This window comes from Enterococcus alishanensis (assembly GCF_019218635.1).
GTDB lineage: Bacteria > Bacillota > Bacilli > Lactobacillales > Enterococcaceae > Enterococcus_A > Enterococcus_A alishanensis.
This window is the reverse complement of sequence record NZ_JAHUZB010000006.1, coordinates 19,383-35,137: the sequence shown is the minus strand read 5'-3', so window position 1 is coordinate 35,137 and position 15,755 is coordinate 19,383. Positions and strand designations below refer to the sequence as shown.

Here is a 15,755-nt window from a genome sequence, read left to right as displayed (position 1 = left end):
TTATTTGAGGAGGAATGCTCATGGCAGATTTTAGCTATGAAATTGTAGAAGAAATTGTGGTTTTATCAGAAAATCCCAAAGGCTGGCGTAAAGAGCTAAATTTAATTAGCTGGAATGGGCGACCACCGAAGTTTGATTTAAGAGATTGGGCACCAAATCATGAAAAAATGGGTAAGGGAGTTACTTTATCCAATGAAGAATTCGAAGCACTAAAAGAGCAGTTAACTAAAATGTAAGGAGCTATCTTGATGAAAAGTATGACTGGCTACGGCCAAGCAGTTGTTAGCAATGATTTTTACGAATTATCTTTAGAAATAAAAAGTGTTAACAATCGATTTTTAGATTTACAAATTCGGCTACCTAAAGAATTAAATCCTCACGAAGCGGCTTTGCGGCAAATTGCCAAAGAAAAAGTGCAGCGAGGACGAGTGGAACTATATTTAAATTTAACACCAATCAATAGCGGTACCAAACAAGTTGCGATTGATTGGTCACTGATTACAGAATTGATTGAAAAAATGCAAGCAGGTGCGAAACATATAGGGGCCATTAATTTATCGACAGAAGATATTTTAATCAAGCTGGTGGGTCAACCAGATTATATCAAGCTGGAGGAACAAAAAACGGACTCAGATTCGTTAGCAGATTTAGTGATTGAAGCTGCAGAGCAAGCTTTTGATCAACTGATTGCCAGCCGCAGCCAAGAAGGTACTGGTATTTTGACAGTCTTAGTAGATTATCAGCAAAAGGTTTTTGAGTTAGTAGAAGAATTAAAATCTTTTGTCACCCTTTACGAAGCAGATTATCAAAAGCGTTACGAAGCCAAATTGCAGGAATATCTTGGAAATACAGTCGATCAAGATCGTTTGTTGACTGAATTGGCTATCTTATTGGAACGAGGAGATATTCACGAAGAATTGGATCGTCTAACTATTCATTTGACTAAATTAGCGGAACTTTCACAAAAAGACATCCCTGTTGGGCGTGAGTTAGACTTTTTATTACAAGAAATTAATCGTGAAGTGAATACCATCGGTTCTAAGTCGAGTCCCATTCAAATCAAAGATATTGTGGTACAATTAAAGACGATTCTAGAAAAAATACGTGAACAAATTCAAAATGTCGAGTAAGTTTTCCGAAAGGACGCTCTTTACAGCAAAATGCCACTTGAAATCTTTGAAAAAAAAGTGCACAATACAACTTAGCTAAAAAAGACTATGAAAGGGCGTTTTTATGTCTGAAAGAGGACTTTTAATTGTTTTGTCTGGACCTTCTGGTGTCGGAAAAGGCACTGTCAGAAAAGCAATTTTTGAACGAGACGACAATGATTTTCAATATTCTGTCTCCATGACGACGCGCCAAATGCGGCCGGGAGAAGTAGACGGAGTTGATTACCATTTTCGTACGAAAGAAGAATTTGAGGCACTTATTGAAGCTGGCGAAATGCTGGAATATGCAGAGTATGTCGGCAATTACTACGGTACGCCACTAAATTATGTCAATCAAACTTTAGACGAGGGCAAAGATGTTTTTTTGGAAATTGAAGTCCAAGGAGCCGGACAAGTCAAAGAAAAAGTTCCTGACGGCGTATTTATTTTTTTAACACCGCCTGATTTAGTAGAATTAAAAGCCCGTATTGTTGGACGCGGGACGGACAGCCCAGAAGTAATTGATCAACGAATGGCAGCTGCTCGTGAAGAGATTGAGATGATGTCTCTGTATGATTATGCTGTGGTCAATGATCAAGTACCCTTAGCAGTTGACCGAATCAAAGATATTATTGTCGCAGAACATTACCGAGTTGATCGGGTAATCGGAAAATATATTAAAATGTTAAAGGAGATTTAAAGCTTATGATGTTAAAACCTTCCATCGATACTTTATTAGATAAAGTAAATTCAAAGTATTCATTAGTGATTCTTGCTAGTAAAAGAGCTCATGAAATAGATTCCGGAGCACAGCCAACGGTTGAATCATTCGAATCTGTTAAAAGTGTCGGCCAGGCATTAGAAGAAATTGATGCTGGCACAGTAATCAATGATCCGCATCCAGAAATTAAACGTGAACGAATGAAATTAGAAGCAGAAGAACGCCGCTTACAAAGTGAACGGGAACAACGTGAAGTTGAAAACCGTGTAAACAACGAAAAATAATCAAAGAATGAGCTGGGATGTTGTTAAAATATTCCAGCTCCCTTTTTTATGAAAAAAAGTTTTTCACAACTTTACGAAAAATTTGTAATTATTTAGTACACTACATAAGAATGGAGGCGGAAAAATGAATTTAGCAGATGTGATAGTCGATGTCCCAGCAATGCAGACGGATCAACCTTTCAGTTACTTGATTCCGCCTCAAATGAAAGTAATACCAGGTATGCGGGTAGAAGTTGGTTTTGGTTCTAGACAACTCCAAGGATTTGTTATTGGGATTCAACCAGCCCCACAACCGTTACCAGATAACATAAAAGAAATTACCCGAGTGTTAGATTTAGCGCCAGTCTTAACTGAAGAATTATTACAATTAGCTGACTATATGAAAGAAACAACTTTCGCTTTTAAAATTACTTGTCTACAAACCATGTTGCCAAGTGTTATGAAAGCCAATTACCAAAAACGCTTATACTTATTGAATGATGCTGCTGAATTAAAGGCAAAATATTTCAATAACGGCGATTTTATTGATTTTGATGAAGCACAAAATAATGGTTGGTTAAAAGAAATGGCTCAATTACGAGAGGATGGCTTGGTTGAACTGCGGTATGAAGTTCATACCAAAAATAAAGTAAAAACTACACGTTATCTCAAACGGACTTTTGATTTATCAGCAAAAGACGAATTGGTTGCAACGATCCGCAAAGGTGCAAAAAAACAACTGGCATTGTTAGATTATTTAGCTAATTTGTCAGAAGCAGAGAAAATTGCTGTCAAAGAGGTTAAAGAAAATTTTAGTTTGAGTATTTTAAATCAAGCTGAAGAAAAAGGCTGGTTGGCTTTTGAAGAAATCGAAACCTATCGTGATCCTTTTGCTGAAAGAGATTTTCAAAAAACCACGGCGATTAAATTAAATGATGAACAGCAAACTGCTTATCAAGCGATAACTGAGAAGGTTCAAACAGAGGAACACCGGACATTTTTACTAGAAGGAGTCACCGGTAGTGGTAAAACAGAAGTTTATTTACAAGTAATTGCTGATGTTTTGAAAAAGCAACAAACAGCCATGATGTTAGTACCGGAAATTTCTTTGACACCTCAGATGGTGACCCGCTTTAAATCGCGTTTTGGCTCAGCTGTTGCAGTTTTACATAGTGGTTTATCACAAGGTGAAAAGTATGATGAATGGCGTAAACTAGAACGGGGCGAAGCTCAAGTTGTTGTGGGCGCTCGTTCAGCAGTTTTTGCTCCGCTAACCAATCTGGGTGTAATTATTATTGATGAAGAACATGAAACAAGTTATAAACAAGATGAAACACCTCGCTATCATGCCAGAGATTTAGCTATTTGGCGAGGAAAATTTCATCATTGTCCTGTCATTTTAGGTTCAGCAACACCCTCACTAGAATCGCGGGCCCGGAGCCAAAAAGGTGTTTATCAATTATTAACGTTAACCAAAAGAGCCAATCCGCAAGCTACCTTACCGCAAACAGAAATTATTGATATGCGGGAAGAAATGAAAAATCGCTTGAATTCGGCGTTTTCAGCCAGTTTAGAAATGAAAATTCGAGATCGCTTAACTAAGGGTGAACAAAGTGTTTTACTATTAAACCGCCGTGGCTATTCTTCCTTTGTGATGTGTCGGGATTGTGGCTATGTTTTACCTTGCCCCAATTGTGATATTTCGTTAACTTTACATATGGATACGAAAACGATGCGTTGTCATTATTGTGGACATGAAGAAGGAATTCCTCATCGCTGTCCCAATTGTGGCAAAGATAAAATTCGTTATTTTGGTACAGGTACCGAAAAAGTCCAAGAAGAGTTAGAACAGCTCATTCCAGAGGCACGAATTTTACGAATGGACGTCGATACGACACGCCGTAAAGGAGCTCACGAAAAAATCTTAACTGCTTTTGAAAATAAAGAGGCTGATATTTTACTAGGGACGCAAATGATTGCGAAAGGACTGGATTATCCTAATGTAACGTTAGTAGGTGTTTTGAATGCCGATACGGCTTTAAATTTACCTGACTTTCGAGCTAGCGAGCGGACTTTCCAATTACTTACCCAAGTTAGCGGTCGTGCAGGCCGGGGTGCAAAAGCCGGTGAAGTAGTCATTCAAACCTTTAATCCGGAGCATTATACAATTCAGTTGGCAAAAGAACATGACTATGAAAAGTTCTATCAAATGGAAATGCGGATGCGCCATCAGACAGCTTATCCGCCCTATTATTTCACTGTCAAAGTAACCGTTTCTCACCAAGAAGAAATCAAAGCAGCCCAAAAGGCTTTCCAATTGGCGGAACAACTAAAAAGTTCGCTTAGTCCTCAAAGTATTGTGCTAGGACCTTCTCCGGCGGCTATTATGCGGATTAAAAATCGTTACTATTACCAAATGATTATTAAATATAAACACGAACCTAATTTACATGCGGTGCTGGAAGACATTTTACAGACGAGTCAAAAGGATCAACGACAAGGACTGTTAATTGCCTTAGACAATGAACCGATGTATTTTATTTAAAGGAGAAAATATGCGTTTACCAATTTTACTGCATCCGGATGATAAATTAAGAAAAGTTGCGGAAGAAGTCCCTTATATGACGGACGAATTGATTGATTTATTAGATAATATGTATGAAACAATGCTGGCTCATGATGGGATTGGCATCGCGGCACCACAAGTTGGACGTAACTTACGGATTGCGGTAGTTGAAATCGAAGAGGGCGACCGCTTTGATCTGATTAATCCTGAAATTATCGAAAAAAAAGGGGAAACAATTGATGTAGAAGGCTGTCTATCGATTCCAGAAACTTTTGGAACGGTCAAGCGAGCAGATGAAATTACGATCCGTTATTACGATCGTGAGGGTGATCAAATGGAAGTGACTGCTTATGGATATCTAGCTCGTTGTTTCCAACATGAGATTGATCACTTAGATGGTAAATTGTTTATCGACCAAATGATTGAAAAAATTGCGCCAGCCGATTTAGAAAAATATATGGAGGAACACGAAGATGACTAAAATAGTATTTATGGGTACACCAGCTTTTTCTGTGCCTATTTTAGAAGGTTTGTTGACTGAAGGCTATGAGGTTTTAGCCGTCGTCACGCAACCAGATCGACCAGTGGGACGTAAAAAAATAATTACTGCGACGCCTGTTAAAGAGGCTGCGTTGAAACACGATTTATTGGTTTTACAGCCAGAAAAAATTAGTGGTTCAGAAGAATTAGATCAGATTGAACAATTGCAGCCGGATGTAATCGTGACAGCTGCTTTTGGTCAATTCTTACCAGAACGACTATTGAAAGTCCCAAAAATTGGTGCAATCAACGTGCATGCTTCTTTATTACCAAAATATCGCGGTGGTGCGCCAGTTCATTACGCCATCATTAATGGCGAAAAAGAAACCGGTGTAACCATCATGGAAATGATCAAAAAAATGGATGCTGGCGGTGTTTACAGTCAAAAAAGTATTCCGATTACTGATCAAGATGATGTTGGTACGATGTTTGACAAATTAAGTAGTGTCGGAAAAGAGTTATTATTAGCTACTTTACCAAAGATTGTGGCTGGTTCTTTGCAACCTACTCCGCAAGATGAAAGCCAAGTGACTTTCTCACCAAATATTACGCGGGAAGAAGAAGTGATTGATTGGCAAAAAACAGCAACTGAAATTAATAATCAAATTCGCGGCATGCATCCTTGGCCAGTTGCTTATACGTCTTACCAAGGTACCCACTGGAAAATTCTTAAAGCCACAATCACAGCTGAAAAAACCGATCAAGCTCCTGGTACAATTATCGAACGGAGTAAAAAAGCTTTGAAAATAGCTAGTGGTGAAGGGACCGTTTTACAAATCGATGAATTACAACCAGCAGGCAAGGCGCAACAAACAATTCAAGCGTTTTTAAATGGTAGTGGACAAAAAGTTCAAGAAGGACAAAAGGTAGAATAATGGCAAAAGTTCCTAAAAAATTATTGCACTCCGTTAGATTTACCGCTTTGGAAGCTCTAGAGCGAATCAACCATGGCGGTGCCTACTCTAATTTATTATTAAATGAATTAATTAAAAAAAATCAAGTTGATAAAAGAGATGCAGCTTTGTTAACAGAGATTGTTTACGGCACTTTAAGCCGTCAAATTTCGTTGGCTTATTTTGTGGCCCCTTTCATCAAACGAGCAAAAAAAGTTGAACCTTGGGTCAATCAATTATTACAATTATCTGCTTATCAAATGATTTATTTGGATCGGGTACCAGACCACGCCATTTTAAATGAGGCCGTCGAAATTGCCAAAGCCAAGGGAAATGCTGGAATTGGTAAATTCGTTAACGGTGTATTACGTAGCATGCAGCGACGTGGCTTTCCAGAGATTGAAGCGATCAAAGATCCAATCGAGCGTTTGGCGACTGAAATCAGTATGCCTCGCTTTTTAGTCGAAAAATTCATTAAAGAAATCGGCAAAGAAGAGACTAGAGAGTTAGGTTTGTCATTATTAGAACCTAGTCATGTTAGTGCTCGAGTAGACTTAAGGGAAATTAGTCGGGAAGCGGCTTTGAATAAATTAGCGGAAGAAGGCATTGATGCTTGGGAAAGCTTGGTTTCACCTTACGGAATCGTTGCTGAAAAAGGCTTTTTGGCAGGTAGTGAATTATACCAAGCAGGCCTGATAACGGTTCAAGATGAAAGCTCAATGCTGGTTGCACCAGTAATGGAATTGGAAAAAGAGCAAAAAGTTCTAGATGCTTGTTCTGCACCTGGAGGAAAAACCACCCATATTGCAGCACTGTTAGATGGCACTGGAGAAATTACCGCTTTAGATATTCATGCCCATAAGTTAAAATTAGTAAGAGAAAATGCCGAACGTCTACACGTCTCAGAGCAAATTAAAACAATCGAGATGGATGCAAGAGAGGTGGAAAATCGGTTTCAGCGAGAATCTTTTGATCGTATTTTAATTGATGCGCCTTGTTCAGGTTTAGGCTTAATGCGTCGTAAACCCGATTTGAAATATCAAAAAAAATCGGCCGACTTTGTCCAATTACCAAAAATTCAACGGGCTATTTTAGACAGCTGTGCGCCAACTTTAAAAGTTGATGGTATTTTAGTTTACAGTACGTGTACAATTGCACCTGAAGAAAATCAACAAGTGGTTGCTGGCTTTTTGCAAGATCATCCAGAATTCGAGAAGATTGATTTAGCTGTGAATGAGACACTTGCTGAGCAAATCAAAGATCAAATGTTAACCTTGTACCCACAAGATTTTATGACTGACGGCTTTTTTATTTGCGGAATGAAAAAAAAGAGTAGAGGTGAAGTACCTGTTATGGAAATTCAATTTCAATCAGATATTGGCAAAAGACGCCACACTAATCAAGATTACGCGAATGTTTTTACTAATCAGGCAGATCTGAAATTAGCAATTTTAGCTGATGGTATGGGCGGGCATCAAGCTGGCGATGTTGCCAGTAAGATGATTGTTGATGGTTTAGGAGAAGCATGGAGCCAATCAAATATCTCTGATGATCAGACAATCAATGAATGGTTTGTAACCGAAATTCAAAAAGAGAATGAAACAATTTATCATGAAGGAAACACTAATGAAAGTCTCAAGGGAATGGGAACAACAATTGTTTCAGCTGCTTTATTTGAAGATGGCTTTACCTTGGCTCATGTGGGAGATAGTCGCGCTTATCAAATTAGCGAAGACACAATCGTTCAACTAACGGATGACCATTCCCTAGTCAATGAGTTAGTGAAGTCAGGAGAAATTACTGAAGAGATGGCGGCGGTCCATCCACAAAAGAATATTCTGACTCGTTCCATCGGTGTTTTCGGAAGTGTGGAAGTGGATGTTTCTGAGTTTACTTATCAGACAGGCGATTACTTGTTATTATGTTCAGATGGTTTGACTAATATGGTCAGTGAAGAAGACATTTTAGTGACGATTACGAGTGATTTGACAATCGAAGAAAAAACCAAGAGTCTCATTTCAGCGGCTAATGAAGCGGGCGGTTCTGATAATATTACTGTTTTGCTGATTCACTTTGAGAAGGAGGATCAGTCATGATAAACATCGGCTCGCTAGTCAATGGACGCTACAAAATTTTGGCTAGTATTGGTAGTGGAGGCATGGCGAATGTATTTTTAGCGCATGATTTAATATTAGATCGTGACGTTGCAATCAAAGTACTAAGATTTGATTTTCAAAATGACCAGACAGCTATCAGACGTTTTCAGCGGGAAGCTTTAGCTGCAACCGAATTAGTTCATCCGAATATTGTCAGTGTTTATGACGTTGATGAAGAGGGTGGCATGCAATATTTAGTTATGGAATTTGTGCAAGGAATGGATTTGAAGCGATATATTCAAACCCACAGCCCAATTCCTTATGCAAAAATTGTGGATATCATGGAGCAGATTTTATCAGCAGTTAGTTTGGCTCATGAACACGGCATTATTCATCGGGATTTAAAACCACAAAATGTGTTAATTGATGAAGAAGGCGTCGCGAAAATTGCTGATTTTGGAATCGCCATTGCATTGTCAGAGACTTCATTAACTCAGACCAATTCTTTACTGGGTTCAGTGCATTATCTATCACCAGAACAAGCCCGTGGAAGTATGGCTACCAAACAATCAGATATTTACGCATTAGGGATTATTTTATACGAATTAATTACTGGTAATGTACCTTTTGATGGGGAATCAGCGGTAACAATTGCTTTAAAACATTTTCAAGAACCGATTCCTTCAGTAAAACAATTGGACCCTAAAATTCCTCAATCTCTTGAAAATATTGTTTTACAAGCAACTGCTAAAGATCCAGCAGATCGTTATAAAACGGTGGATGAGATGGCAGCTGATTTGTCAGTAGCATTAACTAGTGCGGGGCTCAACCAAATGCCTTGGACACCGATGGCAATGATGGGGGAAACGAAAGCAATTACCCCAATTGAAGCCGAAGCTGAAGTAATGCCAGAACCTAAAGTTGAACTGGAAAAATCGACAAAACCAAAAAAGAACAATAAGCCTAAAAAGAAAAATAAACGGAAAAAAAGATTGATTATTGGTGGGATTATCGCTTTAATAGCCCTGCTAGGGATTGGTTATTTTGCTTTTGGCCGAGGAGATATTTCGGTACCGCAAGTACAGAATATGACGGTCGAGCAAGCAACCTCAACCCTAGAAAATGCTCATCTTACGGTCGACAGTGAAGTTATAGAAATCGCTGATGATACTGTCGACGAAGGCAATGTAGTTCGCACTAGTCCCGAAGCTGGAACAAGTGTCAATCGTAATTCTGAAGTTCAATTATTTGTTAGTACAGGCTCGAAAAAAATTACTTTGAAAGATTATAAGGGAGAATCTTTAACCTCTGCTCAAAGTGACTTGCAAAAACGTGGTTTTGTTTTAAGAAATATCAAAGTTAGACGTAGCGCTAGTGATACAGTTGCTGAAGGGGATATTATTAGTCAATCACCAAAAGCGGGAGAAAAGCTAGATCCTAAGGAAGATACAATAACTTTCAGAGTTTCTAGTGGACCTAAAACATATAAACTAGGCAATTATCAAGGGATGACCTACGATGAAGCTTATGCAGCATTAATCGAATTAGGTTTGAGTGATAGTCAGATTAATCGAACGGATGAAGGTAGTGAAACGGTGCCTGTTGGACAAGTAATTAGTCAATCGCCAGTAAACGGTAGTAAAGTTTCAGCTGAAGATACAGTGACTTTAAAAGTGAGCTCTGGTTCAAACTACATCACGATTAATGAACTAACTGGTTCTAGTCAGTCGGCTGCTGAAAGTTATTTACAAGGTTTGGGTCTGAACGCCTCAATCAGTGAAGAAGCTTCTGATTCTGTTGCGGCTGGTATAGTCATTCGGACGAGCCCTGGCGGTGGTGGAACTGTTCAAAAGGGCGGCACAGTAAATGTTGTCGTTTCAAGCGGTTCAGGCGAACTTACCTTAAAAGATTTGGTCGGTTCTAGTCGCGCAGCCGCTGAAAGTTATTTACAAGGTTTAGGCTTAACTGCTTCAATTAGTGAAGAAGCCTCGGACTCAGTTCCAGTAGGCAATGTTATTCGAACGAGCCCAGGTGGTGGTGCCACAATTAAATCAGGAGAAACAATTAATGTCGTTGTCTCCAGTGGAAGTAGTTCTTCAAGCAGTAGTTAATTTCTTTTAAAATACCTTTCGCCTTGATTTGGCGGAAGGTATTTTTTACTTAAATGATTAAATTCAAATAATAAATCAACAAACTATGATACAATACGAAGTGAAAAGAACGGAGGCGATATCATCGAAGGACAGATTCGCAAAGCGCTAAGTGGTTTTTATTATGTATACAGTAATGGTCAAACTTATCAAACGCGAGGTCGAGGAAATTTCCGAAAAAGAAAGCTGACACCGCTGGTTGGTGATGAAGTTGTTTTTAGTAGTGAAAAAAACAGTGAGGGATATTTGCTGGAACTTTTACCGCGAAAAAATGAATTAGTCAGACCACCAGTGGCAAATGTTGATTTGGGTGTCGTAGTTATTAGTTTAGTTGAACCGAATTTTTCTTATAATTTACTGGATCGTTTTTTAGTCACCTTAGAGGAAAAAAATATCGAACCAGTTATATATTTATCAAAAGTTGATTTGGCTAAAGATCAGCCATTAGCTAATCAAATTAAGCAACTCTATCAAGGCATTGGTTACTCTGTAATCGCGGGGCTAGATGAAAAAGATAAATTAATATCGTTATTTAAAAATAAACTGACAGTTTTTATGGGTCAATCAGGTGCTGGAAAATCAACTCTTTTAAATGAATTGGTGCCCGAGTTAGATTTGGCTACTGGAGAAATTTCGGAAGCGCTGGGACGGGGTAAACACACTACTCGACATGTTGAGTTACTAGCTATATTTAGTGGCTTAGTAGCTGACACACCGGGATTTAGCTCGATTGAGTTTTTGGATTTAACCTCTGAAACTTTACCTAAAGAATTTCCTGAATTTGTGCGAGCCTCTGTCAATTGCCGGTTTAGAGAATGTCGTCATGTGAAAGAGCCAGGTTGTGCGGTCAAAGCCGAAGTAGAGCAGGGGGAAATTGCCCAATCTCGTTATGATAATTATTTACAATTTTTACAGGACATCGAAAAACGACGTCCAGTATATAAAAAGAAAAAGGAGTAGGTATTATGAAAATTGCACCATCGATTTTAAGCGCGGATTTTGCCAAATTGGGAGAAGATGTAAAACTTGTGGAAGGTTATGGTGTGGATTATATTCATGTCGACGTAATGGACGGTCATTTTGTACCGAATATTACTTTTGGTCCTAGCGTGGTTGCAGCGTTACGCCCAATTACCAAATTACCATTGGATGTCCACCTAATGATCAGCGATCCAGAAAAATATATTGAGGATTTCGCTAAAGCAGGATCAGATATTATCATGGTGCATGCAGAAGCAACACCTCATTTACACCGCGCTGTTCAAATGATTAAACAAGCTGGTGTTAAATCAGGAGTAGTGCTGAATCCAGGTACACCAGTGGAAGATGTAAAATACGTTTTGGCTGACTGTGATCAAGTTTTAGTTATGACTGTTAACCCAGGGTTTGGTGGTCAAGGCTTTATTGAAAATCAATTAGATAAAATTGCCGAATTAGCAGCGTTGCGAAAAGAACAAGGTTATCATTATGAAATCGAAGTCGATGGTGGCATCAAAGTAGAAGAAGCAAAACTTTGTCGCCAAGCGGGCGCCGATGTTTTTGTAGCAGGTTCTTACATCTACGGCGCTAAAGATATTAAAAAAGCGATTGATGATTTAAGAGAAGTGATTCAGTAATGAATGTGTTATTAGTAGCTGGCGGAAGTCCGGAAGACTGGCCAGCTTTTTCCGTTGATGGGTTTGATTATGTTGTAGGAATTGACCGCGGAAATTTATTTTTACTAGAGCGAAATATCATTCCTGATCTAACAATTGGTGATTTCGACTCACTGACCGAAGAAGAGCAGGGGTTTGTATTTGCGCAAGCCAAAGAGATTCTTACTTCGCCGGCAGAAAAAGATGAAACGGATACGCAATTAGCTGTGAGCAAGGTTTTTGAAAAATTTCCAAACGCTAAAATTAAATTAATCGGCGCAACGGGTGGCCGCTTAGATCATCTGTTGTCGAATTTGTGGTTAGGATTGGAACCACGCTTTTTTCCGTTTCTACAACAATTAGTCATTCAAGATAAACAAAATCATTTTTCTTATTTACCGCCAGGCGAACATTTGATTCAGCAATTACCTGAAACCAAATATCTAGGTATTATTTGTTTGACTGCTGTTGATAATTTAATAATCAATGAGGCCAAATATACTTTGACTCAAACTAATTTTGCCACTCCGATCAGTTTAGGAAGCAACGAATTTATTGGAAAACCCGCAACGGTTTCATTTACTAGTGGAATTGTGGCGATCACCCAAAATAAAGACGCGTAAGATTGAGAATTTTTGCTCAATCTTTTTTTATTTTTTGAGATAATAAAATTCTTTAAAGGCGACTGTCAATCCTTTAGTTAAGCCTAATTTAGTGGTAAAATTTAATCTATATTTATAATATCTTGAGGTGCCTACGTGAAAAAGTTCAATCCAAATAAAAATATCATCATCATCTTGATCATTATCATCGTGGTGATTGCAACAGTAAGCTTGACGGCGTATTCGCGCTCGAAAAGTTCTAAAACAAATGTGCTCCAATCTGGTGTCAATGACATCGTCGGTGCGGTCGATAAAGTTATCTCTGCGCCTGGTCGTTGGATTGTTGAGGGAATCGACACAGTCTCAAACTTGACTGAAACATATACTGAAAATCAACGTTTAAAAGAAAAAATTGATGAATACGAAGAATTAGAACAGCGTAATAAGAACCAAGAAAAAGAAATTAGTCAATTACAAGATGAATTAGAATTAAACGAAACTTTGAGCGATTACGATAAAGTAACTGCCAATGTCATTACCCGCTCACCAAATTCGTGGCAAGATAATTTGGTGGTGGATAAAGGAACCACCGATGGTATTGAAAAAGATATGGCGGTAATGTCTCAAGCGGGACTAGTAGGAAGAGTAGTAGAAGCTAGTGCAAATTCTTCTAAAGTGGAGTTGTTAACGACTGACAGCAATGACGTCAATCGTTTCCCAGTTAAAATTTCAACGGATGATGGTGATAGTTATGGAGTTTTGTCTGGCTATCGTAAGAAAAAACAAGAGTTGATCGCTGATGACTTAACAGAAACTTCTGATATTAAAAAAGGGGATATCGTGCAAACGTCAGGTTTGGGAGGTAACTCGCCAGCGAACTTGCCAATTGGTGAAGTAACCGAAGTCAAAACGACTGGTTATGGTTTGGCAAAAGAAATTTATATCAAACCTTATGCCGATATGTTTGATTTTTCAGTAGTGACAATTATTCAACGATCGGTGGATGCTAGCGAATGATTCGACAAGACAAAGTAAAAATTTTAGCTCCATTCATTTTATTTCTCTCACTACTGCTAGATGCCCATATCTCATCAGTAATAGCTAGTTTTTTTGATAACCGCTATTTAGTAAGTGTTCATCTTACCTTGGTTTTTTTATTAGTTATTTCTAAATTAGTCAACGAACAATTTTTAATCATTACTATGATTGTTATCGGAATGATTATCGATATTTATTACACAGGTATGATTGGTATTTATGCGGCTGTGATGCCACTTATTGTTTGGTTAATGTATAAATTTGGCAAGATAATTCATCAAAATATTTTTACCATGTTTTTTGGTATGATTATTTTTGTGACAATTTGGAATGTGGCGTTGTTATTGCTGCAGCTAGTTTTTAGGTTGGTCTCAGTGAATCTGTTGTACTTTATTACTCAAAATTTGTGGCCAAGTTTGATTGCCAACATTGTGGTTTTTATTATTGTAATTATTCCAATCGAAGCGATTTTAAATAACCCAGACGAGGATGCCAATTTCTGATTTAGCAGTCATTGATCAAATCGTATGAAGAGAAAAAAACAAAGGGCAATCCTTTGTTTTTTTTATTGTGACAAACCCTCAACAATTTATATTTGAAATGAAACACTTTTGTAACAAAGCTATTATCTCTATGACACAAAGCTGTGGTATCCTTTGCATTGTGTTAGAAAAAAAGTCTAATAAAATTCAAAAATAAAAAACTTAAACAGTAGTCGGAGGATTTATAAAGTGAAAAAAAGTTTGTTATCAGCATTAATGCTAACTACAGTAACATTAAGTGCCCTAGCAGCTCCATATGCAGCTTCAGCCGATGAATTTGATAGTAAAATAGCCGATCAAGATTCAAAAATCTCTAGTTTACAAAACCAACAGACTGACGCTCAGTCTCAAATCAGTTCATTAGAATCAGACGTTGCAGACATTAATACAAAGGCACAAGATTTATTAGCCCAACAATCAGAATTGCAAGCAAATTCTCAAGACTTGCAAGACCAAATTACTACTTTACAAGAGCGCATTGACAAACGTTCTGCAATGATCCAAAAACAAGCACGTCAAGTCCAAGTAAGACAAAATTCTACAAATGTAGTTGACGTGGTATTAAATGCAGAATCATTCTCAGATGCTGTTGGTCGCATTCAAGCGATGACAACAATTGTTAAAGCGAACAATGATTTAGTTGAACAACAAAAAGCGGATAAAGAAGCAGTTCAACAAAAGCAAGCTGAAAACGAACAACAATTACAACAAATTCAAGCTAACCAAGCTGAATTAGAACAACAAAAAGGTAACTTAATCTCAGCGCAAGCTGATTTGAAAGTACAACAAACAACTTATGCTGCTGATCAAGCAACAGCAGAAGATGAAAAAGCAAGCCTACAAACAGAACAACAAGCAGCAGTTGCTGAGCAACAACAAGTTGCAGCAGAACAACAAGCGGCAGCAAATGCGCAAGCAGCAGCTGAAGCAGCACAACAACAAGCATCAAGTGAAAGCTCTACTTCTGTTACAACTGAAGCACCAGCAACTGAAGTAACAACACCAAGTGTAACTGAACCAACTACACCGAGTGTGACTGAACCTTCAACACCAGAAGTAAGCAATGACAATACAAATACTACAGAAACGCCTGTAGTTGAAACACCAGCAGTAGAAACACCTGTAGTTGAAACGCCAGCACCAACAACTCCTACACCAGCACCAAGTACTGGAGCAAGTGCATCACGCGCATCAATTACTTCAATTGCACAACAATATATCGGTGTTCCTTATGTATGGGGCGGAAAAACTCCTTCAGGATTTGACTGCTCAGGTTTCACTTCTTACGTATTTGCACAAGTTGGCATGAGTATCGGTGGCTGGACAGTTCCTCAAGAATCAGCTGGAACAGTTATCTCAGTAGGTGCTGCTCAACCGGGAGATTTATATTTCTGGGGTAGCCAAGGTGGTTCTTACCACGTAGCAATCGCATTAGGTGGAGGACAATATATCCATGCACCTCAACCAGGCGAAAGCGTAACAATCGGAAGCACTGCTTATTATGCACCAAGCTTTGCTGTGAATGTTTTAGGTTAATTCAAAACTATACAAACTGGGCCAAG

15 protein-coding genes and 1 pseudogene are annotated in these 15,755 nt (G+C 38.4%); all 16 read left to right on the top strand.

Annotation, left to right across the window (positions count from 1 at the left end; genetic code table 11):
• The first annotated feature begins 20 nt into the window (after nucleotides 1–20).
• On the top strand, nucleotides 21–236 hold the full coding sequence (locus tag KUA55_RS13860) for a YdbC family protein (RefSeq protein WP_218326981.1): 216 nt from the start codon (nucleotides 21–23) through the stop codon (nucleotides 234–236).
• Between the two features lie 12 nt (nucleotides 237–248).
• Nucleotides 249–1,130, top strand: a complete 882-nt coding sequence (locus tag KUA55_RS13855) for a YicC/YloC family endoribonuclease (protein ID WP_218326980.1) — start codon at nucleotides 249–251, stop codon at nucleotides 1,128–1,130.
• A 103-nt stretch (nucleotides 1,131–1,233) separates the two neighbouring features.
• On the top strand, nucleotides 1,234–1,848 hold the full coding sequence (gmk, locus tag KUA55_RS13850) for a guanylate kinase (protein ID WP_218326979.1): 615 nt from the start codon (nucleotides 1,234–1,236) through the stop codon (nucleotides 1,846–1,848).
• A 5-nt stretch (nucleotides 1,849–1,853) separates the two neighbouring features.
• A complete protein-coding gene (gene rpoZ / locus KUA55_RS13845) occupies nucleotides 1,854–2,153 on the top strand; it encodes a DNA-directed RNA polymerase subunit omega (protein ID WP_218326978.1) in 300 nt (99 codons plus the stop codon).
• Between the two features lie 124 nt (nucleotides 2,154–2,277).
• Nucleotides 2,278–4,677, top strand: a complete 2,400-nt coding sequence (priA, locus tag KUA55_RS13840) for a primosomal protein N' (RefSeq protein ID WP_218326977.1) — start codon at nucleotides 2,278–2,280, stop codon at nucleotides 4,675–4,677.
• Between the two features lie 10 nt (nucleotides 4,678–4,687).
• Nucleotides 4,688–5,179 (top strand): peptide deformylase, encoded by a 492-nt coding sequence (gene def / locus KUA55_RS13835; protein ID WP_218326976.1) that lies wholly within the window; start codon nucleotides 4,688–4,690, stop codon nucleotides 5,177–5,179.
• Entirely contained in the window at nucleotides 5,172–6,113 is a 942-nt protein-coding gene (fmt, locus tag KUA55_RS13830; protein ID WP_218326975.1) for a methionyl-tRNA formyltransferase, read from the top strand. Before def ends, fmt begins: the two co-directional genes overlap by 8 nt.
• Nucleotides 6,113–7,462: pseudogene (gene rsmB, locus KUA55_RS18395) on the top strand (16S rRNA (cytosine(967)-C(5))-methyltransferase RsmB); the annotation flags it as partial. The gene fmt and the pseudogene rsmB, both read left to right, overlap by 1 nt.
• Complete coding sequence (locus KUA55_RS18390; RefSeq protein WP_343214733.1) at nucleotides 7,451–8,227, top strand: Stp1/IreP family PP2C-type Ser/Thr phosphatase; 777 nt, start codon at nucleotides 7,451–7,453, stop codon at nucleotides 8,225–8,227. The pseudogene rsmB and the gene KUA55_RS18390, both read left to right, overlap by 12 nt.
• Nucleotides 8,224–10,338, top strand: coding sequence for a Stk1 family PASTA domain-containing Ser/Thr kinase (pknB, locus tag KUA55_RS13820; protein WP_218326973.1), 2,115 nt, complete (start codon nucleotides 8,224–8,226; stop codon nucleotides 10,336–10,338). The genes KUA55_RS18390 and pknB overlap by 4 nt, the downstream gene beginning before the upstream one ends.
• A 120-nt stretch (nucleotides 10,339–10,458) precedes the next feature.
• The gene (gene rsgA / locus KUA55_RS13815) at nucleotides 10,459–11,337 is read left to right on the top strand and encodes a ribosome small subunit-dependent GTPase A (protein ID WP_343214732.1); all 879 of its coding nucleotides are present in this window, start codon (nucleotides 10,459–10,461) and stop codon (nucleotides 11,335–11,337) included.
• 5 nt (nucleotides 11,338–11,342) lie between these two features.
• On the top strand, nucleotides 11,343–11,993 hold the full coding sequence (gene rpe / locus KUA55_RS13810) for a ribulose-phosphate 3-epimerase (RefSeq protein ID WP_218326972.1): 651 nt from the start codon (nucleotides 11,343–11,345) through the stop codon (nucleotides 11,991–11,993).
• Complete coding sequence (locus KUA55_RS13805) at nucleotides 11,993–12,634, top strand: thiamine diphosphokinase (protein WP_218326971.1); 642 nt, start codon at nucleotides 11,993–11,995, stop codon at nucleotides 12,632–12,634. The genes rpe and KUA55_RS13805 overlap by 1 nt, the downstream gene beginning before the upstream one ends.
• Nucleotides 12,635–12,769: 135 nt before the next feature.
• Nucleotides 12,770–13,630: a rod shape-determining protein MreC gene (gene mreC, locus KUA55_RS13800; protein WP_218326970.1), complete on the top strand. Its 861-nt coding sequence runs from the start codon at nucleotides 12,770–12,772 to the stop codon at nucleotides 13,628–13,630.
• Nucleotides 13,627–14,154 (top strand): rod shape-determining protein MreD, encoded by a 528-nt coding sequence (gene mreD, locus KUA55_RS13795; RefSeq protein ID WP_218326969.1) that lies wholly within the window; start codon nucleotides 13,627–13,629, stop codon nucleotides 14,152–14,154. Before mreC ends, mreD begins: the two co-directional genes overlap by 4 nt.
• Before the next feature lie 228 nt (nucleotides 14,155–14,382).
• Nucleotides 14,383–15,729 carry a C40 family peptidase gene (locus tag KUA55_RS13790; protein WP_218326968.1) on the top strand — a complete coding sequence of 449 codons (1,347 nt, stop codon included), beginning with the start codon at nucleotides 14,383–14,385 and terminating at the stop codon, nucleotides 15,727–15,729.
• The last annotated feature ends 26 nt before the right edge of the window (nucleotides 15,730–15,755 follow it).

What these genes read in the sequence shown, in the direction of transcription:
- KUA55_RS13860 (WP_218326981.1), top strand. Translation starts at nt 21, where the DNA reads ATGGCAGATTTTAGCTATGAAATTGTAGAAGAAATTGTGGTTTTATCA.
- KUA55_RS13855 (WP_218326980.1), top strand. Translation starts at nt 249, where the DNA reads ATGAAAAGTATGACTGGCTACGGCCAAGCAGTTGTTAGCAATGATTTT.
- gmk (WP_218326979.1), top strand. Translation starts at nt 1,234, where the DNA reads ATGTCTGAAAGAGGACTTTTAATTGTTTTGTCTGGACCTTCTGGTGTC.
- rpoZ (WP_218326978.1), top strand. Translation starts at nt 1,854, where the DNA reads ATGATGTTAAAACCTTCCATCGATACTTTATTAGATAAAGTAAATTCA.
- priA (WP_218326977.1), top strand. Translation starts at nt 2,278, where the DNA reads ATGAATTTAGCAGATGTGATAGTCGATGTCCCAGCAATGCAGACGGAT.
- def (WP_218326976.1), top strand. Translation starts at nt 4,688, where the DNA reads ATGCGTTTACCAATTTTACTGCATCCGGATGATAAATTAAGAAAAGTT.
- fmt (WP_218326975.1), top strand. Translation starts at nt 5,172, where the DNA reads ATGACTAAAATAGTATTTATGGGTACACCAGCTTTTTCTGTGCCTATT.
- KUA55_RS18390 (WP_343214733.1), top strand. Translation starts at nt 7,451, where the DNA reads ATGAAAAAAAAGAGTAGAGGTGAAGTACCTGTTATGGAAATTCAATTT.
- pknB (WP_218326973.1), top strand. Translation starts at nt 8,224, where the DNA reads ATGATAAACATCGGCTCGCTAGTCAATGGACGCTACAAAATTTTGGCT.
- rpe (WP_218326972.1), top strand. Translation starts at nt 11,343, where the DNA reads ATGAAAATTGCACCATCGATTTTAAGCGCGGATTTTGCCAAATTGGGA.
- KUA55_RS13805 (WP_218326971.1), top strand. Translation starts at nt 11,993, where the DNA reads ATGAATGTGTTATTAGTAGCTGGCGGAAGTCCGGAAGACTGGCCAGCT.
- mreD (WP_218326969.1), top strand. Translation starts at nt 13,627, where the DNA reads ATGATTCGACAAGACAAAGTAAAAATTTTAGCTCCATTCATTTTATTT.